Annotated in this window: 20 protein-coding genes and 1 other RNA gene; 13 read left to right on the plus strand and 8 right to left on the minus strand. The window is 69.2% G+C overall.

Annotated elements, in window-relative coordinates:
* Window positions 1–150: 150 nt before the first annotated feature.
* The 7 genes from hisB (at window position 151) to coaA (ending at window position 4,841) form a co-directional block, all read left to right on the plus strand.
* Window positions 151–744, plus strand: coding sequence for an imidazoleglycerol-phosphate dehydratase HisB (hisB, locus tag V5F26_RS03260; protein ID WP_234053190.1), 594 nt, complete (start codon window positions 151–153; stop codon window positions 742–744).
* 21 nt (window positions 745–765) lie between these two features.
* The gene (locus tag V5F26_RS03265) at window positions 766–1,254 is read left to right on the plus strand and encodes a DUF2628 domain-containing protein (protein WP_394058092.1); all 489 of its coding nucleotides are present in this window, start codon (window positions 766–768) and stop codon (window positions 1,252–1,254) included.
* Window positions 1,255–1,260: 6 nt separating this feature from the next.
* Window positions 1,261–1,908 carry an imidazole glycerol phosphate synthase subunit HisH gene (gene hisH, locus V5F26_RS03270; RefSeq protein WP_394947711.1) on the plus strand — a complete coding sequence of 216 codons (648 nt, stop codon included), beginning with the start codon at window positions 1,261–1,263 and terminating at the stop codon, window positions 1,906–1,908.
* Complete coding sequence (gene hisA, locus V5F26_RS03275) at window positions 1,896–2,633, plus strand: 1-(5-phosphoribosyl)-5-[(5-phosphoribosylamino)methylideneamino]imidazole-4-carboxamide isomerase (RefSeq protein ID WP_234053193.1); 738 nt, start codon at window positions 1,896–1,898, stop codon at window positions 2,631–2,633. The genes hisH and hisA overlap by 13 nt, the downstream gene beginning before the upstream one ends.
* A gap of 7 nt (window positions 2,634–2,640) precedes the next feature.
* Window positions 2,641–3,417, plus strand: a complete 777-nt coding sequence (gene hisF, locus V5F26_RS03280; RefSeq protein ID WP_394058095.1) for an imidazole glycerol phosphate synthase subunit HisF — start codon at window positions 2,641–2,643, stop codon at window positions 3,415–3,417.
* A gap of 74 nt (window positions 3,418–3,491) precedes the next feature.
* Window positions 3,492–3,848, plus strand: a complete 357-nt coding sequence (locus V5F26_RS03285) for a phosphoribosyl-ATP diphosphatase (RefSeq protein ID WP_394947712.1) — start codon at window positions 3,492–3,494, stop codon at window positions 3,846–3,848.
* 21 nt (window positions 3,849–3,869) lie between these two features.
* A complete protein-coding gene (gene coaA, locus V5F26_RS03290; protein WP_394058097.1) occupies window positions 3,870–4,841 on the plus strand; it encodes a type I pantothenate kinase in 972 nt (323 codons plus the stop codon).
* Between the two features lie 935 nt (window positions 4,842–5,776).
* Here coaA and V5F26_RS03295 read toward each other — a convergent pair.
* The 6 genes from V5F26_RS03295 to V5F26_RS03320 all read right to left on the minus strand — a co-directional run bounded on the left by V5F26_RS03295 (window position 5,777) and on the right by V5F26_RS03320 (window position 13,056).
* Window positions 5,777–6,670 (minus strand): DUF4167 domain-containing protein, encoded by an 894-nt coding sequence (locus tag V5F26_RS03295; RefSeq protein ID WP_394947713.1) that lies wholly within the window; start codon window positions 6,668–6,670, stop codon window positions 5,777–5,779.
* Window positions 6,639–6,851: a hypothetical protein gene (locus V5F26_RS03300; protein WP_234053198.1), complete on the minus strand. Its 213-nt coding sequence runs from the start codon at window positions 6,849–6,851 to the stop codon at window positions 6,639–6,641. The genes V5F26_RS03295 and V5F26_RS03300 overlap by 32 nt, the downstream gene beginning before the upstream one ends.
* Before the next feature lie 368 nt (window positions 6,852–7,219).
* Window positions 7,220–8,086 carry a peptide chain release factor N(5)-glutamine methyltransferase gene (gene prmC, locus V5F26_RS03305; protein WP_394058101.1) on the minus strand — a complete coding sequence of 289 codons (867 nt, stop codon included), beginning with the start codon at window positions 8,084–8,086 and terminating at the stop codon, window positions 7,220–7,222.
* Between the two features lie 76 nt (window positions 8,087–8,162).
* Complete coding sequence (gene prfA, locus V5F26_RS03310) at window positions 8,163–9,248, minus strand: peptide chain release factor 1 (RefSeq protein WP_234053200.1); 1,086 nt, start codon at window positions 9,246–9,248, stop codon at window positions 8,163–8,165.
* Between the two features lie 191 nt (window positions 9,249–9,439).
* Complete coding sequence (gene ptsP / locus V5F26_RS03315) at window positions 9,440–11,707, minus strand: phosphoenolpyruvate--protein phosphotransferase (protein ID WP_234053201.1); 2,268 nt, start codon at window positions 11,705–11,707, stop codon at window positions 9,440–9,442.
* A gap of 89 nt (window positions 11,708–11,796) precedes the next feature.
* On the minus strand, window positions 11,797–13,056 hold the full coding sequence (locus V5F26_RS03320) for an aspartate kinase (RefSeq protein WP_394058104.1): 1,260 nt from the start codon (window positions 13,054–13,056) through the stop codon (window positions 11,797–11,799).
* A gap of 374 nt (window positions 13,057–13,430) precedes the next feature.
* On the opposite strand from V5F26_RS03320, the gene rnpB reads away from it, so the two are divergent.
* An RNA gene (gene rnpB, locus V5F26_RS03325) (RNase P RNA component class A) lies at window positions 13,431–13,815 on the plus strand.
* A 105-nt stretch (window positions 13,816–13,920) separates the two neighbouring features.
* Here rnpB and V5F26_RS03330 read toward each other — a convergent pair.
* Both V5F26_RS03330 and V5F26_RS03335 read right to left on the minus strand, forming a co-directional pair.
* Complete coding sequence (locus V5F26_RS03330) at window positions 13,921–14,484, minus strand: hypothetical protein (RefSeq protein WP_394947714.1); 564 nt, start codon at window positions 14,482–14,484, stop codon at window positions 13,921–13,923.
* An 85-nt stretch (window positions 14,485–14,569) separates the two neighbouring features.
* On the minus strand, window positions 14,570–15,178 hold the full coding sequence (locus V5F26_RS03335; protein ID WP_394947715.1) for an arylesterase: 609 nt from the start codon (window positions 15,176–15,178) through the stop codon (window positions 14,570–14,572).
* Between the two features lie 142 nt (window positions 15,179–15,320).
* On the opposite strand from V5F26_RS03335, the gene V5F26_RS03340 reads away from it, so the two are divergent.
* The 5 genes from V5F26_RS03340 to V5F26_RS03360 all read left to right on the plus strand — a co-directional run bounded on the left by V5F26_RS03340 (window position 15,321) and on the right by V5F26_RS03360 (window position 21,454).
* Complete coding sequence (locus V5F26_RS03340; RefSeq protein WP_234053205.1) at window positions 15,321–16,034, plus strand: ABC transporter ATP-binding protein; 714 nt, start codon at window positions 15,321–15,323, stop codon at window positions 16,032–16,034.
* Complete coding sequence (locus V5F26_RS03345; protein ID WP_394947716.1) at window positions 16,031–18,559, plus strand: ABC transporter permease; 2,529 nt, start codon at window positions 16,031–16,033, stop codon at window positions 18,557–18,559. The genes V5F26_RS03340 and V5F26_RS03345 overlap by 4 nt, the downstream gene beginning before the upstream one ends.
* Before the next feature lie 473 nt (window positions 18,560–19,032).
* Window positions 19,033–19,443 carry a Spy/CpxP family protein refolding chaperone gene (locus tag V5F26_RS03350; protein WP_234053207.1) on the plus strand — a complete coding sequence of 137 codons (411 nt, stop codon included), beginning with the start codon at window positions 19,033–19,035 and terminating at the stop codon, window positions 19,441–19,443.
* Window positions 19,444–19,477: 34 nt separating this feature from the next.
* Window positions 19,478–19,765, plus strand: a complete 288-nt coding sequence (locus tag V5F26_RS03355) for a GCG_CRPN prefix-to-repeats domain-containing protein (RefSeq protein WP_394058111.1) — start codon at window positions 19,478–19,480, stop codon at window positions 19,763–19,765.
* 354 nt (window positions 19,766–20,119) lie between these two features.
* The gene (locus V5F26_RS03360) at window positions 20,120–21,454 is read left to right on the plus strand and encodes a DUF3422 family protein (protein WP_394947761.1); all 1,335 of its coding nucleotides are present in this window, start codon (window positions 20,120–20,122) and stop codon (window positions 21,452–21,454) included.
* The last annotated feature ends 30 nt before the right edge of the window (window positions 21,455–21,484 follow it).

A 21,484-nucleotide genomic window follows, 5' to 3' on the forward strand; every position in this document is an offset into this window, starting at 1 on the left:
AATCCAATCTTCGGCGGCGAACCGGTGCAATCGGCCCCAACTCGCGACGGTGTCATCGCAACGCCATATGGCGTTGCAGCAGGGATGCTGCTAGAACCCGCTGCCTTGGAGGGGTCCCAACGGCCTCCTGAAGGTGGTCCAGAGGCGATCATGCGCAAGGCAGACATCGTTCGTGAGACGAAGGAGACGAAAATCTCTGTTTCCGTCGATCTCGACGGAACGGGGAAATCCGACATCTCCACCGGCATCGGGTTCCTGGACCATATGCTGGATGCCATCGCCCGTCATGCCCGCTTCGATCTCACCATCAAGGCGGTGGGTGATCTCCACATCGATTTCCACCACACCACGGAAGACGTGGGCATCGTGCTCGGCCAGGCGGTGAAGCGGGCGCTGGGCGACCTGCGCGGCATCACCCGCTACGCCGATTGCCTTCTGCCCATGGACGAAACGCTGACCCGGGTCGCCATCGACATTTCCGGCCGGCCCTTCCTGGTGTTCCGCACCGAATTCCCGGTCGCCAAGATCGGTGAGTTCGACACGGAGCTGGTGCGCGAGTTCTTCCAGGCCTTCACCATGAATGCCGGGGTGACGCTGCACGTGGAGACGCTCTATGGTCTCAACGCGCACCATATCTCGGAGAGCTGCTTCAAGGGGCTCGCCCGGGTGCTGCGCGCGGCAGTGGCCATCGATCCGGCCTCGGCGGGGGAAATCCCCTCCACCAAGGGCGCGCTCGGAAGCTGAAGGAACGGACGGGAGCACCCCATGGCGACCTTCTCGGTCTTCTCCCGCACCCGCCCCGCAGACACGGCGGCGGCGCCGGAAGGGCGCGTGGTGTTCGTGCGCGAGGCCTTTTCCTGGCTCGCCTTTTTGTTTGCCCCTCTGGTCCTGATCTATAACCGGCTGTGGCTGGTGCTGGCGGCCTATGTGGCGGTGTCGGTGCTGGTGGGCCTCGCCCTTCAGGCCTCCGGCGTGCCAAACGCGAGCGTGGAAGTGGTGATGATCGGCTTCAACCTGCTCGTGGCCCTGGAGCTGCCCGCGCTGCGGGCGCGCAAGCTCGTCCGCCAGGGCTATGTGGAGGAAGGGGCGGTGATCGCGCCCAATCGCGATATCGCCGAACAGCGCTTCTTCTCCACCTGGACGCCGCGTCGCCCGGCCGCGCCGGAAGCGCTCGCCCCGCGCCGGGAGCGCGCGCCCATGGCGCCCGCCGGGGTTCACGGCCCGTCCGTCATCGGCGCCTTTCCGGGGAATTGAGGTTCCATGACCGTCGCCATCATCGATTACAATTCCGGCAACCTGCACTCGGCCGCCAAGGCCATGGAGCGCGCCGCCCAGAGCGTGGGCCATGAGACCGTCGTCGTCACCAGCGACCCGGACGTGGTGCGCAGCGCCGACCGCGTGGTGCTGCCCGGCGTCGGCGCCTTCGCCGATTGCCGCGCGGGGCTCGACGCCGTGCCCGGCATGGTGGAAGCCATGACCGAGGCGGTGCAGCAGAAGGGCCGGCCCTTCCTCGGCATCTGCGTCGGCGCCCAGCTGCTGGCGGAGCGGGGCCTTGAGCACAAGGTCACCGAGGGGCTGGGCTGGATCAAGGGCGAGGTGATCCGCATCGCGCCGTCGGATCCGCACCTGAAGATCCCGCACATGGGCTGGAACACGCTGAACCCGGCGCGCGAGCACCCGCTGCTCGCCGGCATCCGCACCGGGGAAAGCGGGCTCAACGCCTATTTCGTGCATTCCTATCACATGAAGCCGGCCGAGGGGCTCGACCTTGTGGCCACCACCGATTATGGCGGCACCATCACCGCCATGGTCGCACGCGACAACGTGGCCGGCACCCAGTTCCACCCCGAGAAGAGCCAGACCCTGGGCCTGGCGCTGCTCGCGAACTTCCTGAAGTGGCATCCGTGATCCTTTTTCCGGCCATTGATCTGAAGGACGGCCTCGCCGTTCGCCTCGAACAGGGCGACATGGCGCGCGCCACCGTGTTCAACCACGACCCCGCCTCCCAGGCGGCGGAGTTCGAAACCCTCGGCTTCCGCTATCTCCATCTGGTGGACCTCAACGGCGCCTTCGCCGGCAAGCCGGTGAACGCCGCCGCGGTGGAGCGCATCCTGGAGACCGTCTCCATCCCGGTGCAGCTCGGTGGCGGCATCCGCGACATGGCCACCGTGGAAACCTGGCTGGAAAAGGGCATCAACCGCGTCATCCTGGGCACCGCCGCCGTGCGTGACCCGGACTTCGTGAAGGCCGCCGCCAAGGCCCATCCCGGCCGCGTGGCCGTGGGGCTCGACGCGCGCGACGGGCGCGTGGCGGTGCAGGGCTGGGCCGAGACCTCGGACCTGCCCGCCGTGGACATCGCCAGGCGGTTCGAGGATGCGGGCGTTTCCGCCATCATCTACACGGACATCGCCCGCGATGGCCTGCTGAAGGGCCTCAATCTCGATGCCACCATCGCCCTCGCGGACGCGGTGTCCATCCCCGTCATCGCCTCCGGCGGGCTGGCCTCGCTGAAGGATATCGAGGACCTGCTGGCGCCGCGCGCCGCCAAGCTTGAGGGCGCCATTACCGGCCGCGCCCTCTATGATGGCCGGCTTGACCCGCGCGAGGCGCTGGCCCTGGTGGCCGGACGATAGGTGTGCCATGCTGAAAGTCCGCGTCATTCCCTGCCTCGACGTGAAGGACGGCCGCGTGGTGAAGGGTGTCCAGTTCGTGGACCTGCGCGACGCCGGGGACCCGGTGGAGGCCGCCCGCGCCTATGACGCCGCCGGCGCCGACGAGCTGACCTTCCTCGACATCACCGCCAGCCATGAGAACCGGGGCACCATTCTCGACGTAGTGCGCCGCACCGCCGAGCAATGCTTCATGCCCCTCACCGTGGGCGGCGGCGTGCGCACGGTGGAAGACGTACGCACCCTGCTCCACGCGGGCGCGGACAAGGTTTCCATCAACACCGCCGCCGTGAACCGCCGCGCCTTCGTGGGCGAGGCGGCCGAAAAGTTCGGCGAGCAGTGCATCGTGGTCGCCATCGACGCCAAAAAGGTGAGTGCCCCCGGCGAGGACAACCGCTGGGAGATCTTCACCCATGGCGGGCGCAAGCCCACCGGCATCGATGCCATCCAATATGCCCGCGAAGTGGTGGACCTGGGGGCTGGCGAGATCCTGCTGACCTCCATGGACCGCGACGGCACCGGCCAGGGCTTCGACTGCGCGCTGACCCGCGCTGTATCGGACGCGGTGCATGTGCCGGTGATCGCCTCCGGCGGCGTGGGCACCCTCGACCACCTGGTGGACGGCATCCGCGAAGGCGGGGCCTCGGCGGTGCTGGCCGCCTCCATCTTCCATTTCGGCACCTTCACCATCCGCCAGGCCAAGGAACGGCTGGCGGAGGCCGGCCTGCCGGTGCGCCTGGATGTGTGAGCGCCGTCGCGCCCGCACGAATCGCGCCTCCTTCCACCCGTCCGCGCGCGGCGCGGCGAACAATCGGGTGCCCCATGAGCGAAACCGCCACCAGTGACACCACCGCCGGCGAGACCTTCACCCTCGCGGATCTCGAGAGCACCATCGCCGCCCGCGCCGAGGCGGAAGCGAGCGCGTCCTACACCCGCTCCCTGCTCGACAAGGGCATTGCCAAGTGCGCCCAGAAGCTGGGCGAGGAGGCGGTGGAAACGGTGATCGCCGCCGTGTCCGGCCCGCGTGAGGAGGTCGTTTCCGAGACATCGGATCTCCTCTACCATCTCATGGTGGTGCTGAAGGCGCGCGGCATCGCGCTCAGCGAGATCCATGCCGAGCTTGGCCGGCGCACGGGCCAGTCCGGCCTTGCCGAAAAAGCCAGCCGGGCGAAGAGCTAGGACCGAAGCGGGGGCACCAGGATGGACCGCCGGATCGACTCCAGCCTCTCTCCCTATCGCACCTTCTCGCGTGACGAATGGGCGTCACTGCGACGCGATACGCCCATGACGCTGCGCCCCGACGAGATCGCGCGGCTGGAAGGCCTCAACGCCCACCTCTCCATCGCCGAGGTGGCGGAAATCTATCTGCCTCTGTCGCGCCTGCTCTCGCTCTATGTGGCGGCGACGCAGAAGCTCTTCCGCGCCATGAGTTACTTCCTCGACCAGAAGGACGGGGAGCGCGAGGGCGAGGGCAAGATGCCCTACATCATCGGCATCGCCGGCTCCGTGGCCGTGGGCAAGTCCACCACCGCCCGCGTGCTGCAGGCCCTGCTGGCCCGCTGGCCCAACACCCCCAAGGTGGATCTGGTGACCACCGACGGCTTCCTCTACCCCAATGCGGTGCTGAAGCGCGAAGGGCTGATGGAGAAGAAGGGCTTTCCGGAAAGCTACGACCTGCCGGCGCTGCTGCGCTTCCTCACCGACATCAAGGCCGGCCGCCGCCGCGTGCGCGCGCCGCTCTATTCCCACTTCTTCTATGACGTGATGCCGGACCAGGTGGTGGAGGTCGACCGCCCCGACATCCTCATCGTCGAGGGGCTGAACGTGCTGCAGACCACCCGTCCACCCAAGGACGGCAAGGCCATCCCCTTCGTCTCCGACTTCTTCGATTTCTCCCTCTATATCGATGCCGAGGAAGACGTTCTGGAGGACTGGTACGTGGACCGCTTCATGCGGCTGCGCTCCACCGCCTTCCTCGACCCCCTCTCCTACTTCCACCGCTATTCGAAGCTGACGGAAGAGGGGGCGCGGGAGCGGGCGCTGTCCATTTGGCGCACCATCAACATGCCCAACCTCAAGGACAATATCCTGCCCACCCGCCAGCGCGCGGACCTCATCTTGCGCAAGGCCGGCGATCACGAGGTCGCCGAGGTGAGCCTGCGCCGGCTCTGAGCCGCGACGCGGCTCCGGTTTGTCCCTGAGGAGCGCCGGGCAACAGTCGGGCGACGGCCCCCGACCGGCCAACCCGCCGGGAGCCGGGGCCGATCGACCACGAGGTCCCCGGCCCGCGCCCCGCAGGCCTGAAACGGCACTCTCTCACGCGGCACCGGCCAGACCGCGCAGCGAGCGCGCCGGCCTGTTCAATTTCACCTTCGCAAAAGGCCCGCAGGGGTGCCTGCTCCGCGCCGACGCCGCCCGCGATCGACGCCGACGCCGGGCCCTCGCCTCCCTTCGACGGCAAAGCCCCGAGCGCCCCGGGTTGGCTCCACCGACCGGCTCCGCGCGTGGCCAGTTTCGTCAAACCGCGGGGTTTCTCCTCCCACTGCGGCTTCATCCTCCGCCCCTGAGGACGGCGCGCGAGATGTCGGACAGGTCGACCCGACACCGAGCTGGCAGGCTGGGCTCCGGAAAGCCCGCAAGCCGAAACGCCTCGACCACCTCAGCGCCCGCCCCGCGCTGCGCGGGCTGTCCCCGAGGTCCGGAAAGGGAGCGCTCCCTGGCTCACCTCTTTGCCAGGAGTGCACCCGATCTCGGATTTTCAGAACCTCGGCCATTCGCTCCGATGCGACGGGCGACCCGGTGTCCTGGCGCCGTTTCACTCAAGGTGGAGACCTGTTCGCGTGCAGAACGCGCCTCAATTGAAGCCCGGTCCCCGCCCTCTCCTCCCCCTCGCGGCCCGCCCCGGCGGGCGCCTCCGGCCGAGCCCCACGCGCGCGAGCGCGCCACGGGGGCGACCCCCGCCGATGACCTTGCACACCCGCGGTAACGCGCGCAGGCCATCCGCCGGGCATGAGCTGCGGGCACTCAAATAAAAATGCCCGGGGCGAAACCCCGGGCATGAAACGTTGCGTTTCGGTGGCGCCGCGCCGTTTCGGCGGGCTCCCTTGTCACTCCCCGAAAAGGGCCTGCTGCTCGGGGGCGGGCGCCTCGCCCGCCCCCGCCTCAGCGTCCTCCGCGCGCTCCGCGCGGGTGCGGAAGCGGCGGCGGCGGCGGGTCACACGGCCCTCGGCGCCCTCGCCGGCATCATCGGCTGCGGCCGGTGCCTCGGCCTCAGCCTTGGGCTCAGCACGCTCCTTGGTGATGGCCGGCGTGCCGGTGATGAAAGCGGGCAGGCCGATATCCTGCTCATCGTCCACACGCTCAGCCCGGGGCGCGCGCGGCGCCTCGGCGGCCTCGGACGAACGCGCCGAGCGGGAACTGCGCGGAGCGGGTGCGTAGGCCGCAGCCTCGCCGCTCTCCTCGCGGGGGGCGCGGCTCGCCCCCTCCTCGTCCCGGTTGCGCCGGTAATTGCTGGAGCGTCCCTCGCGGCTGCTCCGTCCTTCACCACGCGGCTCGCGGGGTTCGCGCGGCTCACGACCCTCGCGGGGCTCACGACCCTCCCGCGCCTCTCGCGGCTCGCGCGGTTCACGCGGCTCGCGGGCCTCACGCCCTTCACGCGCCTCGCGCGGATAGGGCTGCTGCTCCTGGCGGGCATAGGGCTGAGGCGCGTCCAGCGCACCCACGTCGTCCATCTCCTCGTCGTCCATCCCGTCGTCGCGATCGAAGCCGAGTTGGGGTGTGAACTGGCCCTGCAGAGAGGCGATCAGGCGCAGATAATGTTCCGCATGCTGCAGATAGTTTTCCGCCGCCACCGGGTCACCGGAAGACTGCGCGTCGCGCGCAAGCTGCTGATACTTTTCGGCGATGTGGTGAGCGGTGCCGCGCACCTTCACGTCGGGGCCGTTGGACTCGTAGACCCGCGTCAGGGGATTAGAGCTGCGGCGGTTGTTGCGGCCGCGCATGCGCTTCTGCTGACCATTTCTCATCTGGATCGTTCTCTACTCGCGCGGCGTGAAAACCGCCGTTGTAATCGGCGCGCGTCACCGTGGATGCTTTGATCCAGGTGTGTCCGACAATCGTGGAGTTCGAAAATCGGCGGCAGCGTCCGCATCTTTCACTGCAGGTGATGAACGTCTTCTTCATCGAGCCCCGCCTGCATCGGGTGCCCGCACTCAATTACGAGTTTAAGGTTTCGGCTTCCGTCCGCTCAACGAGCCCCATTCCGCATGGATCCCACGCAGACGCCCAAACCGACTCCGCCCGGCCACCAAACCAAGACGGCGACTTCATGAAACAATCTTCCGCCAGAAGCCTGCCGGAGCGCTGCACGTCTGCGCGCCACCCTACAGAGCCACCCCAAGCGCCCGAAACTGCTTTTGAGTGTTCGGAAGCCAGCACCCGCCATCCGGGTGCCGCGGTTCGATTCCTGGATTCGACACTAACCAGTTCCGGCCCTTGTTCCAAGTGAATTTTTTCGTCCCTATTCCTGCGCCCTTGGTCGCAGCAGGCGCCTAGGACCGGCGCAGAGTGAGGGCCCGCGGGATGCCGGCGAGATCGCGCCGCGCCGGTTCGGGCACCAGCAATCCGTGCGCGCGGGCGATGGCCGCGACATCCGCCTCCTGACCCGCGCCGAGCTCGAATACGGCCGCGCCGCCGGGCGCCAGCAGGCGCGGAAGATCGGATGCAATGGCCCGGTAGGCGCCGAGACCGTCCTCGCCCCCATCCAGCGCCAGCACCGGGTCATGCAGGCGCACCTCCCGCGGCAACCCGGACATGGCCTGATGAATGATGTAGGGCGGATTGGAGACCACAAGATCGAAGCCGCCGGCGAGGCTCGCGCCCCAGTCCCCCACGAGCACCACGCCGCGATCGGCAACCTGCGCGCGCGCCAGATTGTCGCGCGCGGTGCGCGCGGCGCCCTCGGCCCGGTCCACCCCCACCCCAAAGGCCGCCGGCCGCTCCCGCAGCAAGGCGGCGAGAATGGCGCCCGAGCCGGTGCCCAGATCGAGAATGCGCAAGGGCGCGCGTGGATCCGGAAACAGGCCGAGCGCCTCCTCCACCACGGTTTCGGTGTCGGGCCGGGGAACGAGCGTGTCCGGAGACAGCAGGAAATCGAGGCTCCAGAACTCACGATGGCCGAGAATCCGCGCCACCGGCTCTCCGGAAATGCGCCGCAGCAGCAGGCCGGTCGCCGCCCGCGCCGCGGTCGGGGTCACCAGATCATTGCCCTGGGCCAGCAGCGCGGCACGGTCGCATTGCAGGGCATGGGCAAGCAGAATCCGCGCCTCCAGCTCCGGCGACTCGACGCCGGAAACCGTCAGCTCAGCCGCCATCTGCCGGCAGAAGGCGGTGACCGTGAAGGGCGGATCAGCAATCATGGTGCGCGAACTCGGAACGGGAGGCCCCACCCATGGCGCCTCATGGCGAAGGCTGCAGTGGTACTTTAGAACTATTTCACGCTTCGTCGGCCGCCGCCAGCAGCGCGGCGTGGTGCTCGGTCAACAAGGCGTTGATAATTTCGTCAAGGGCTGTTCCCGCCATCACCTCTTCCAGCTTGTAGAGGGTGAGGTTGATGCGGTGGTCGGTGACGCGGCCCTGCGGAAAATTGTAGGTGCGGATGCGCTCCGACCGGTCGCCGGAGCCCACCTGCCCCTTGCGCTCGGCGGCGCGGCCGGCGGCGGCGCGGGTGCGCTCCTCGTCCAGCAGGCGCGAGCGCAGCAGGGCCATGGCGCGCGCCTTGTTGCGGTGCTGGGAACGCTCGTCCTGAACCATCACCACGGTGTTCGTCGGCAGATGGGTGATGCGCACCGCGCTCTCGGTCTTGTTCACATGCTGGCCGCCGGCGCCCTGGGCGCGGAACACGTCGATGCGCAGATCCGCCTCGTTGATGTCCACGTCCACGTCCTCCGCCTCGGGCAGCACGGCGACGGTGGCCGCCGAAGTGTGGATGCGCCCGCCGCTCTCCGTTTCCGGCACGCGCTGCACCCGGTGCACGCCGCTCTCGAACTTCAGCCGCGCATAGGCGCCGCGGCCGTGCAAGGCGGCGACGATTTCCTTGTAGCCGCCCATGGTGCCCTCACTCTCGGAGAGCACCTCCACGCTCCAGCCGTGCTCGGCGGCATAGCGGGAGTACATGCGGTAGAGGTCGCCCGCGAACAGCGCCGCCTCGTCGCCACCCGTGCCGGCGCGGACTTCAAGGATAACACCGCGCTCATCCATGGCGTCCTTGGGCAGCAGGGCCAGGCGCACCTCGTGGGTGAGCTCCTCGATCCGCGCTTCCAGCCGTTCCACCTCGCTTTCGGCCAGCGCCTTCATCTCCGGATCGGAGGCGGCATCGGCCAGCAGCTCGCGGGCGCCCTCAAGGTCGCGCTCCGCGCCTTTCAGCGCCTGGACCTGCTCCACCACCGGGGAAAGGTCCGCGAACTCCCGGCCGAGCCGCACATATTCATCCCCCTCCGCCCCATGGGCGAGGGCGGCTTCGATTTCGGCATGGCGCGCGACCAGCTGGTCGAGCTTGGCGAGGGGCAGGGCGGAGGACATGGCGGGCGCGGGCAATTCCTGCGGAAAGAGAAATCGGTTTTGCGGGCGGAACTGAGAAAAATCAAACCGAGGACAGGTCCGCCGAGCACACGATGGCGGGAAAGCGGGGTGGCGGCGCAGGTCCCCCGGCGCTGCCTCGCGTGCGCCGGAACCAACCCGGCCCCGAAAAGCGGCGCCCCTTCAGATGAGCGCTAAAGAGGCACGCCCGTGGTCTCGGCGAAGGTGCGCAGCGCATCGCGGATATGGGCGATGCCGGTGCGATCCTCCAGAAGTGGCAGCAGCACCTTGCGTGCGGCGCCGACATCCAACTCCAGCAGCGCCGCTTTCACGGGCCCCACCGCAGCCGGCGATAGGGACAAAGAGCGGTATCCCAGCGCCGCGAGGGCGATGGCTTCCAGCGGCCGAGAGGCCAGTTCGCCACACAGGGTGATGGGCTTGCCGGCGCGGGCGCCCGCCTCCGCCACCATGCGGAAGGCGCGCAACGCGGGCGGCGACAGCGGGTCGAAGCGATCCGCCACCCGCACATTGGAGCGATCCGCGGCGAACAGGAACTGCACCAGATCGTTGGACCCCACGGAGAGGAAGTCCGCGCGCGTCAGGATCTCGTCGAGCTGGAACAGGAGCGAGGGCACCTCCACCATGGCGCCCACGAACACCCGCTCCGGCAGGCCATGGCCGTGCTTGCGCAGGTGGGTCAATTCGCGCTCCACGATGGCGCGGGCGGAATCGAATTCCTCCACCGCCGCCACCATGGGGAACATCAGGCGCAGGTCCCGCCCGGCGCCGGCGCGCAGCAGCGCGCGCACCTGGCTGCGCAGCAGGCCCGGCCGGTCGAGGCCCAGGCGGATGGCGCGCCAACCAAGTGCCGGGTTCTCCTCCTCCACCGTGCGCATATAGGGCAGCACCTTGTCGCCGCCGATATCGAGGGTGCGGAAGGTGACGGGCCGCTCGCCGGCGGCATCCAGCACCGCGCGATAGAGCTTCAGCTGCTCGGAAATGCGCGGGAAGGCCGAGGCGATCATGAACTGAAGCTCGGTGCGGAACAGGCCGATGCCCGCCGCCCCGGTTTCGGCGATGTGGGGCAGGTCCACCACCAGGCCGGCATTCAGGTGAAGGGCGATGTGCACCCCATCCTTGGTGACCGAGGGGCGGGTGCGCAGGGCCGCATACTGGGCCTGCCGGCGGGCGCGGAACCGCACCTTCTCGGCATAGGCCTCCTCCACGTCGCCGGGCGGGCGCAGATGCACTTCGCCCGCCTGCCCGTCCACGATCATCGGATCGCCGGAATCGGCAAGGCCGGTGATGTTGTCCACCTGCCCCACGGCGGCGATGCCGAGCGCGCGGGCCACGATGGTGACATGGCTGGTGGTGCCGCCCTCTTCGAGAACGAGGCCGCGGATGCGGGTGCGGTCGTAATCGAGCAGCGCCGCCGGGCTCATGTTGCGGGCGACGAGAATGGCGTTTTCCGGCAGGGAATCCCGATCCGGCCCCGGCGCATGCCCGAGCAGCTCGCGCAGCAGCCGGTTGGCGAGATCGTCCAAATCGTGCAGGCGCTCGCGCAGATAGGGGTCGGAGGCGCGCATCATGCGGGCGCGGGTGTCCGACTGCACGCGCTCCACGGCGCCCTCGGCGGTGAGGCCCGACAGCACCGCCTCGCGCATCTTGTGCATCCAGCCCCGGTCATGGGCGAACATGCGATAGGCTTCGAGAATGTCGCGGTGCTCGCCCGATTTGGCGAGGCCGTCATCCTCCAGCATCTTGTCGATGGCGTGCCTGAGCTTGCCGATGGCCGCGTCAAGCCGGTGGGTTTCGCGCTGGACGTCATCGGCGATGACGTTGGTCACCTTCACCCGCGGCTCATGCAGCACCGCGTGGCCGAGGCCCAGGGCATCGGCGAGGCCCACGCCCTTCAAATGCAGCGGCCGGCGCACCGCCGGCTCGGCGCCGGGACGGGCAAGGGCGGTGAGCTCGCCGGAGGCGATCATCTCCGCCAGCACCATGGCCGTGGTCTGGAGCGCCTCGATCTCTTCTTCGGTATAGGTGCGCCGGGCCCGGTTCTGCACCACCAGCACGCCGAGCGTGTTGCCCGCCCGCAGGATCGGCACGCCGAGGAAGGAGTTGTAGATCTCCTCCCCCGTTTCCGGCCGATACGAGAATTCGGGATGGGCCTGAGCGTCGGACAAGGCCAGGGATTCGGCCTCCCGCGCCACATGGCCGACGAGGCCCTCATCCACGCTCAGAACGGTCTGGTGAACGGCGTCGCGGTTCAGACCCTCGGTCGCGTACAGCTCCAGGGTCTGATCGACGCGCAGCACGTAGACCGAGCAGACCTCCGCGACCATGTTGGCGGCGATCAGCACCACGATCTTGTCGAGACGATCCTGCGCGCTGATCTGCTCCGCCATCACCTCTCGGAGGCGGCGAAGCAGCACACGGGGACCGCCGAGCGCGCCACGCATCGGCCGCATCCTTAAATTGCAGCGGGTTTCACACCCGCAAAGCCCTCAGTGAAGAACGGTATCCGGATCAGATCCAGGCACACGCGCCGTCAGCTGTCGAGCCCGTATAGCGAATGCAGAGTCCGAACCGCAAGTTCGGTATAGGCCGCATCGATGAGGAAGGAGATCTTGATCTCCGAGGTGGTGATGGCCCGGATGTTGATGCCCTTGGCCGCCAGCGCCTCGAACGCCTTGGAGGCAACCCCCGCGTGCGAGCGCATGCCGATGCCGATGACCGACACCTTGGTGACGTCGGTGGCGCCTTCCACGATCTGGTGGCCGATGGCTTCCTTGGCCCCGTCGATCACCGCCTTGGCCCGCTCATAATCGGCATTGGGCACGGTGAAGGTGATGTCGGTGAAGCCGTCGGCGGACACGTTCTGCACGATCATGTCCACATTGATGTGGGCGTCCGCCAGCGGGCCGAACACGCTCGCCGCGATGCCGGGCTTGTCCGCCACCCGGCGGATGGAGACCTGGGCCTCGTCCTTGGAGAAGGCGATGCCGGTGACAACCTGGGATTCCATCTGGTTTGCCACGATTTCCTCCTCGTCGCAGATGAGCGTGCCGGCCTTTTCCACATGCGCCATCTCCGGCGCGTCGGGATCGACCAGGCTGGAGCGCACGAAGGTGCGCACCTGATGCACCATGGCGAGCTCCACCGAGCGCACCTGAAGCACCTTGGCGCCCAGCGACGCCATTTCCAGCATTTCCTCGAAGGCGATGCGGTCCAGCCGCCGCGCCTTGGAAACCACGCGCGGATCGGTGGTGTAGACGCCGTCCACGTCCGTATAAATGTCGCAGCGCTCCGCCTTCAGGCCGGCGGCCACCGCCACCGCGCTGGTGTCCGAGCCGCCGCGGCCGAGGGTGGTGATGCGACCGGTCTCGGCGTGGATGCCCTGGAAGCCGGCGATCACCGCCACCTCACCCCCATCGATGGCACCGCCGAGGCGCGCCGCGTCGATGTCCATGATGCGGGCGGAGCCGTGCGCGTCGTCCGTATAAAGCGGGATCTGCCAGCCCTGCCAGGAGCGGGCGGGAATGCCGAGCTGCTGCAGGGCGATGGCCAGGAGGCCCGAGGTCACCTGCTCACCGGAGGCCACAACCGCGTCGTATTCGCGCGGGTCATAGAGCGGGGCGGCCTCCTTGCACCAGGCCACCAGCTCATTGGTCTTGCCGGACATGGCGGAGACCACGACGGCCACCTGGTAGCCGGCCTCCACCTCGCGCTTCACATGGCGCGCCACATTGCGGATGCGATCGATATTGGCGACCGAGGTGCCGCCGAACTTCATCACCAGCCGAGCCATCGCTCGTGCCTTTCTTCAAAAAAGATGCGGGGGAAGTCGTCTCAGGGCGCGCGGCGACATGGGCTCTGCCGGCGCCGGCCTCAGCGGAGCGTCATTTTCGCGGACGCGGCGTCCCCCGGCGCGAAAGAGCGCACCAAGCCGACGAGGAAAGCGTGAGGTTCGGAAACATCCCCAAAAACCTTGCCCAAAACCTTGTCCGCGCCGGTTCGAGCGGGCGCGGTTCGTTGCCGGCCTCCATAGCGGCACTTGCGCCTTTGGGCAACCTTCGGGCTCGTCCGGAGGTCCACCACGGAGGTCACGCGCCCCACACCGCCGCAGGGGAACGCCGCGCGCGGCCCTTGACGCTGCGCCCTCAAACGCCCATTCCTCACCCACCAGCCGGCCGGGCGGCCGCGGCATTTCGGTGTCGAGGAAAGTCCGGGCTCCACGGAGACACGGTGCCGGATAACGTCCGGCGGGGGCGACCCCAGGGAAAGTGCCACAGAAATCAGACCACTCGTGCATGCACGAGCCAGGGTGAAACGGTGGGGTAAGAGCCCACCGCGCGACCGGCAACGGGAGCGGCACGGCAAACCCCACCGGGAGCAAAGTCGAATAGGGACGACGCGGGAAACCACCCCTGTCCTCGGGGGGTCGTCCGGGTTGACTGCCAGAGGCGCCGGGCAACCGGCGTCCCAGATGAATGGCCGCCACGCGGGCCGAGATGCCTCGGTGTCCCTGCCCGCCATACAGAACCCGGCTTACAGGCCGGCTGGTGCTTCGGCGCGAAACCCGCGCCCAGACTGTTTCAGCCATTTCACGGCCGCACCGAAACCGTCTAGAGCTTTGTTTTTACACGCGTCCTTCACGCGGGTCCGGCCCGCGTCATGACCGGCCGCGCGGAGCGCCCCCGCCCATGACATCGGTAATGTCGAACCAGAACGTGCGCTCGTAGCGCACCTGGGCGGCTTCGCGCTTTGATTCGTGGGCGGAGATGTTGAAGCCGGGCCGCCGCCCGAATCCGTTGCTCTCCCACTCGGTGCGCAGATGGTCCCAGTGCCGGTCGGCCCAGCAGGACACGGCGAATTCCAGTGCGTCGTAGCGCCGCCCGCCGCTCTCCACCTGCATCTGGCGGCCGAGGGTGAGGCGGATGCCGGAAAAACGCTCCTCGCTGGCGCGGAAGACGATCAACTCCTCATGGACGATCTTTTCCGCAAGAAAATATTCCAGGGAGACGAAATCCCCCCGCGGCCCGCGCGCCCCGCCCCCCGCATTCAGCAGGATGATGGCATCCTCGCGCGCATAGCCCCAGCCGCCGGCAATGGGCAGGTCCGCGCACTCCCGCGGGAAATCCTCCGCCAGCACCTGGCGCAGCGGCACCTCACAATGCACGGGCGCGATGGACGAGCGCAGCTGCGCCATCCGCTCCGGGCTAACGTCCCATTCCATCGGCTCGTTCCTCGACATAACGCCTCTCGACATCGCGCCTCTCGACATGACGCCTCTCGATACGGCGCCCCTTACCCTGGCCGCGTTATTGGGGCGGCGCGACTTGCCCGATGAGTTCCTCGGTCTTGGGCAGGATGCCGGAAACCATCACCGCCACGCCCTTGGGATTGGGATGCAGGCCGTCTTTCTGGTTCAGCGTCGGCTGTCCGGCCACCCCGTCCAGGAAAAAGGGATAGAGCAGCACGCCCTCGTGGTCGGCCACCTGGGGGAAGATGGCATCGAACTCGCCCGCATAGCCGGCGCCGAGATTGGGCGCGGCGCGCATGCCCGCCAGCAGCACCTTCACCCCACGCCCCTTGAGCCGCTCGACGATCTCGCTGATGGCGGCCCGCGTCACCTGGGGCGGCAGGCCCCGCAGCATGTCGTTGGCGCCCAGCGCCACGATCACCGCATCCGTCCCCTCGGGCACCGACCAGTCCAGCCGGGCCAGGCCCTGGCTGGCGGTTTCGCCCGAAACGCCGGCATTCTCGATCACCACGTCATGGCCACGCGCCTTCAGCGCGGCTTCGAGCTGGACCGGAAAGGCATCCTTCGGCGCCACGCCATAGCCGGCGGTGAGGCTGTCGCCCAGCGCCACCACCCGCACCGTGCGCGCCAAGGCCGGTGACGCGATCGTGATGAGCGCGGCCAGCACCAGACATCCCCGAGCCGCCTTGAGGGCCCATTGCCGGAAAGAATGTCGCGGCAAAGGAGATTGCCTCCGCGCCCGTTGCGCCGCAGCCTGCGCGCCTCCGCGCGTCGCGGCCATTCCGTTCGGTTCGAGGGTCCTGTCAGGCATGAACGATGTTTCCTTGTCCCCGCGCGCCATCGATCTGAAGGACGTGGACCTGTCCCTTGGCACCGGCGCGGCCCGTGTGCATGTGCTGAAAGACATCTGCGTTCATATCACGGCCGGCGAGACGGTCGGGCTGGTGGGGCCGTCGGGCTCCGGAAAATCCACATTGCTGATGGTGATGGCGGGGCTGGAGCGGCCCGATCGTGGCATGGTGAAGGTGGCGGGCGAGGACATCACCCGCCTGTCCGAAGATGCCCTCGCCCGCTTTCGCGGCCGGCATATCGGCATCGTGTTCCAATCCTTCCACCTCATCCCCACCATGACCGCCCTTGAGAACGTGGCCGTGCCGCTGGAGCTGGCCGGCCGCCGCGATGCCTTCGCCCGCGCGGCGCGGGAGCTGGAGGCGGTGGGCCTGGCCCATCGCGCCGCCCATTATCCCGCCCAGCTTTCCGGCGGCGAGCAGCAGCGCGTGGCGGTAGCCCGCGCCCTCGCGCCCGAGCCGCCCATCCTGGTGGCCGACGAGCCCACCGGCAATCTGGACGAGGCCACCGGCCAGCAGATCATGGACCTGCTGTTCGCCGCCCACCGCGCGCGCGGCACCACCCTGGTGCTGGTCACCCACGATGCGTCGCTGGCCGACCGCTGCGGCCGGGTGCTGAAGGTGCGCTCCGGCGTCATCGCCGAGGACAGCGCCCGCCTGGAGGTGACGGCGTGAGCCGGCAGCCCCTCGCTTTCACGCTCGCCCTGCGCGAGCTGCGCGGCGCCCGGCGGGGCTTCGGCATTTTCCTGGCCTGCCTGGCGGTGGGGGTGATGGCCATTGCCGGCATCGGCTCCTTCGCCCGTGCCCTCACCGAGGGGCTGGAGCGGGAAGGCCGCGCCATTCTCGGCGGCGACGTGGCCTATAACCTCGTTCAGCGCGAAGCCACGCCGGAGGAGCTGGCGACCATCGGCGCCGACGGCACGGTGTCGCGGGTGGCGCTGCTGCGGGCCATGGCCCGTTCCCAGTCGGGCGAAGCCATGCTGGTGGAGCTGAAGGCGGTGGACGGCGCCTATCCCATGGTGGGCCGGCTCGACATTTCCCCCGCCCAATCCACCGAGGCTCTCCTGCGCTCCTCCGATGGCGCCTTTGGCGCGGCGGCGGACGAGGTGATGATGACCCGGCTGGGACTGGGCATCGGCAGCAGGATCCAGGTGGGCGAGGCCACCTTTGAGATCCGCGCCCGCATCCTCACCGAGCCCGATAAGCTCTCCAGCGGCGTCGGCTTCGGCGCCCGCCTGCTGGTTTCCGATGCCGGCCTGAAGGCGGCCGGCCTGGTCCAGCCGGGCAGCCTCGTGCGCTGGAGCTACCGGGTGGCGCTGCGCCAGCCGGAAAGCCTGCCGCAGGTGATGGAGCGGGTGAAAGCCCCCCTCGCCGCCGCCGGCTTCGAGGTACGCACCCGCGATGCCGCCACCCCGCAGCTGGAGCGTAATGTGCGGCGCATCAGCCAGTTCCTCACTCTGGTGGCGCTCACGGCGCTGCTGGTGGGGGGCGTGGGCGTTGCCAATGCGGTGTCGAGCCACCTCGCCGCCAAGCGCGAGACCATTGCCACCTTCAAGGCCCTGGGGGCCACCCGCGCCACCATCTTCGCCACCTATGGGGCCGAGATCCTGCTGATCGCCGGCGCGGGCGTGGCCCTCGGCCTGGTGTTGGGGGCGGCGCTGCCGTTCGCGGCCGCGGCGGCCATCGCCGCCCTGGTGCCGTTTCCCCTGGCGCCGCGGCTCGATCCCGCAGCGCTGGCGCTTGCCGCTTTCTATGGGCTGACGGTGTCGGCGCTGTTCGCCGTCTGGCCCCTGGCCCGGGCCCAGGAGGCGCCCGTCTCCACCCTGTTCCGCGATGGCATCGGCGCGCGCCTGCCACGGCCCGGTCTGGGTCACATGGTGCTCATGGCCGTGCTGGCGGCGATGCTGGTGGCGGTGGCGCTCGCCACCTCCGACGATATCCGCACCGCCGCCATCTTCCTGGCGGCCTCGGCCACGGTGTTCGTGCTGCTGCGCATGGTGGCGCTCGCGATCATGGCGGTGGCACGGCGCCTGCCGCGGCCGCGCTCGACGGTGGTGCGCCTCGCTTTGGGCAATATCCACCGCCCCGGCGCGCTCACCCCCACGGTGGTGCTCTCGCTCGGGCTCGGCCTGTCGCTGATGGTGGCGCTGGCGCTGGTGGACCGCAGCCTCACCATGGAATTGTCCGGCCCCATGCGGGAGAGCGCGCCGAGCTTCTTCTTCGTCGACGTGCCGTCCTCCCAGCAGGAGGCGTTTTCGGCCTTCATCAAGGCCAAGGCACCCGATGGCGTGCTGAAATCCGTGCCCATGCTGCGCGGGCGCATCACCGCGCTCAACGGCGTACCGGCCGACCAGGTGAAGAGCACGCCCGACGCCGCCTGGGTACTGCAGAGCGACCGGGGCATCTCCATGGCCCCCGAGGTGCCCGAGGGCTCACAGGTGGTGGAGGGCCAATGGTGGCGCCCGGACACGACCGAGCCCCAGCTCTCATTCGAGGACAAGCTGGCCGCCGGCCTCGGCCTGAAGCTGGGCGACCGCGTCAGCGTCAACGTGCTCGGCCGCACGGTAACGGCCCGCATCAGCAATCTCCGGCGGGTGAACTGGGAGCGGCTCGGCATCAATTTCGTGATGGTGTTCTCGCCCAACACTTTCGGCGGCGCGCCCTATACGGTGCTCTCCACCCTTTCCTTCCCCGATGGCGGCGACACCGCGCGTGAGGTGGAGCTGATGAAAGCGGTGGCCGCTGCCTATCCGGCCGTCACCACCGTGCGGGTCAAGGAGACCCTGGAGGAGGCCCGGCGGATGCTGGAAAACCTCTCGCTCGGCATCCGCGCCGCCAGCCTCGTCACCCTCATCACCTCGGTGCTGGTGCTGGCGGGCGCGCTGGCGGCGGGGCACCAGCACCGCGTCTATGACGCGGTCATCCTGAAGACCCTGGGCGCCACCCGGCCCCGGCTCATCGCCGCCTATGGGCTGGAATATGCCGGTCTCGGCCTGGTGACCGCCCTGTTCGCGGTGGCCGCCGGCGGCCTCGCCGCCTATGCGGTGGTCACGCAGGTGATGGAGATCGCCTTCACCTTCTCCCTGCCGGCGGCGGCGGGCGCGGTGGCGGGGGCGCTGGCGCTCACCGTGGGCTTCGGCCTCATCGGCACCTTCCGCGCCCTGAGCGTGCCGCCGGTGCGGGTGCTGCGGCACCTGTGACCGGCAAGGGCGTTTCCGCGTCAGGTGGATCCGGATTTGCGTAAAGGAAACACGTAGATAGCCAGATCCAATGCGTCCACGACAAACGGAAATGGCCGATGGACGGGCGGGCGCGCAAATCGCCCCTTCCGGCCAGCGCCAGGGCTGATACCCTGTGCCCACCCGCCGGCCCCCGGGCCGGGAACGGGTGCCCTTGCGTGAGGCCGAGGCCTCGCGCACTCAGACATGGAGCTTGTCCTCCCATGCGCCTCCTATCCACACTCACGCTCGCCGCCGCACTCGGCGCCGCCATCGCCGCTCCTGCCGCCGCCCAGCCGGCGGGCCCCCAGGGCATGCCTCAGGGCATGGGGCCCGGAATGATGGGGCAAGGCGGGCCTCAAGGCATGCCCCAGGGCATGGGTCCGGGAATGATGGGGCAGGGCCAAGGCATGATGGGGCAGGGCATGCCCTACGGCAGGGGCCCCGGTGGGGCAATGATGTCCCAGGACGCTGTCGGCATGCCCTACACGCCCGAGGACGCCGCGGCGATCCTTGATGCGCGCCTTGCCGCCCTCAAGACCGTGCTGAAGCTGACGCCCGAGCAGGAAAAACTCTGGCCGCCGGTGGAAGCCGCCATCCGCGACGCCGCGAAGGGCGCCATGGCCCGCCGCGAGGCCCGCATGGCCGCGCCGCCGCCCACCTCCGCCCTCGACGTGCTGTCCATGATCGCCGACGCGGAAGAGGCCCGCGCCAAGGCGCTCAAGACCTTCGTGGGGGCTGCCAAGCCCTTCGTGGCGACCCTGACGCCGGCGCAGCTCAACCGCATCCCCGCCTTCCTGGGCCTCCACGACACCGGCGCCATGCCCGAATCCAGCCAGCTCTGGATCTTCGAGGAAGAGGAATGAGCGCCCGCAGCCCACACCGGAAGGATTCCGCGCCATGAAGCCGCTGCTTCTGCCCGCTCTCGTCGCGGGTGCCCTCCTCGCCGGCGTCGCCGGGACCCAGGCCCTGCCCGCCCTCGCCTCGCCACCGCCCGTCGTGGCGGAGCAGGCCCTCGCGCCCGAAGCACCCGTGGTGCCGGTGGCCCAGGGCTGCGGCTGGGGCTGGCATCGCGGCCCCTGGGGCGGATGCCGCCCCAATGGAAGCTATTATCGGTGGTACGGCCCCTGGCGGCCCCATTGTTGGTGGCGCCAAGGTCCGTTCGGCCCCGTCCGCGTCTGCAATTGACGCCACCGGCGCCGGCCCGCGACCGGCGCCGGACAGGTTTGCTCCAGCACCGCGCGGGATGGGCCCGACCAAGGCCCGCCCCGCGCCAACGCCGAAGGCAGGCCTCCGGGGCTGCCTTCGGCGTTTGGCTCAGCCCCGCCTACCCTGGCCCCGCCTACCCTGGCCCCGCCTACCCTTGACCCCGCCTACCCTTGACCCTGCTTGCCCCCTGCGCGGCCTGCGTCACTGAGCCAGCCCATTCCCCCATGCGACGGAATGCGGCTTCGCCTCCGCTTGATCCCGCCGCGCGCCCATGCCAGCACCATACGAAAGACGTAAGGGAGGGGTGTCGGATGCGGACGATGGGACATGACCATGGGTGAGGCGGATCTCCTCATCGGCGAAGGCCGCGCCCTTGCGGCCCATCCGCTGCGAGCCGCCGTACTGCGCGAGCTTCACGCCCGCCCGTTCGTGCCGGTGGAAACGCCCCGGCGCATTCTGCACGCCGCCTTCGTGCTCGGCGCCGGCGGCTCCGGCAAGGACCGGGAGGCGCTGGCGGCCCTGTGCACCTCGCGCGGGCTGCCGGCCCCGGCGGCGGGGGCCAAGCACCACCACGTGTCGTTCGGCGGCGCCGACCTGCGGTGGGAGAGCCACGCCGAGTTCTGCACCTATACCTGGGACCTGCCCTCCCCCGGCGTGCTGCCGGGCATGCTGCCCTTCCAGCCGCCGGCCGCGACCCTCGCAACGCCATTCGGCGAGATGCCCCAGCCAGGCCCGCTGCTGGTGGCGGTGGACCTGCACCTCATCCCCGACACGGCGGAAGACCTGTTCCTCGACAAGGTGTTCGATCGCGCCAGCCTGGCCCGCGCCGACGTCAATGACGGCATGGCCGAGATCGCCAGCGACTTCCTGGCCGACCCCTCCGGCTTCGTGCGCATTCTGGTGCGCAATCGCGGGCTGGGCGCGGAGGCCGCCGGGGCGCTGGTCCAGCGCCTTCTGGAGATCGAGACCTATCGCACGCTGGCCCTTCTGGGCCTGCCGGAAGCCCAGCGCCTGGCTCCCGCCATCTCGAAGATCGAGGGGCGCCTGGCCGAGGCGGCCAATGCCATGACCCATTCGGTGGGCCTTTCCGCCAACCACAAGTTGCTCGACGAGCTGGTGGCCCTGGCCGCGGAGCTGGAAGCGGCCAGCACCGGCTCCCTGTTCCGCTTTGGTGCCAGCCGCGCCTACATGGAAATCGTGAAGCTGCGCCTCGCCACCATCCGCGAGGTCCCGGTGCCCGGCTTTCCTTCCTGGCAGCAGTTCCTCAACCGCCGCATGGCCCCCGCCATGCGCACCTGCCTCTCGGTGGAGGAGCGACAGGAGAAGATCGGCCGCAAGCTCTCCAGCGCCGCCGACCTGCTGCGCACGCGGGTGGATGTGGAGCTGGAGCAGCAGAATCGCGACCTGCTGGCCTCCATGAATGCCCGCACCCGGCTCCAGCTGCGACTGCAGCGGACCGTGGAAGGGCTTTCGGTGGCGGCCATTTCCTACTATGTGGTGAGCCTGATCCACCACCTTGCCGATGGGCTGCATGAAAGCGGTGTCGCCGAGAAGCTCGGCCTGCACCTGGACGTGGGGCTGGTGACCGCCACTTCGGTGCCGCTGACCGTGCTCGCGGTGTGGGGCGTGGTGCGCCGCATCCGTCGCGCCCACGGCGACCACGATTGACGGCCAGGCGGGGCGCCAGCGCCCCGTCAC

Source organism: Xanthobacter variabilis (genome assembly GCF_043831965.2).
Taxonomy (GTDB): Bacteria; Pseudomonadota; Alphaproteobacteria; order Rhizobiales; family Xanthobacteraceae; genus Xanthobacter.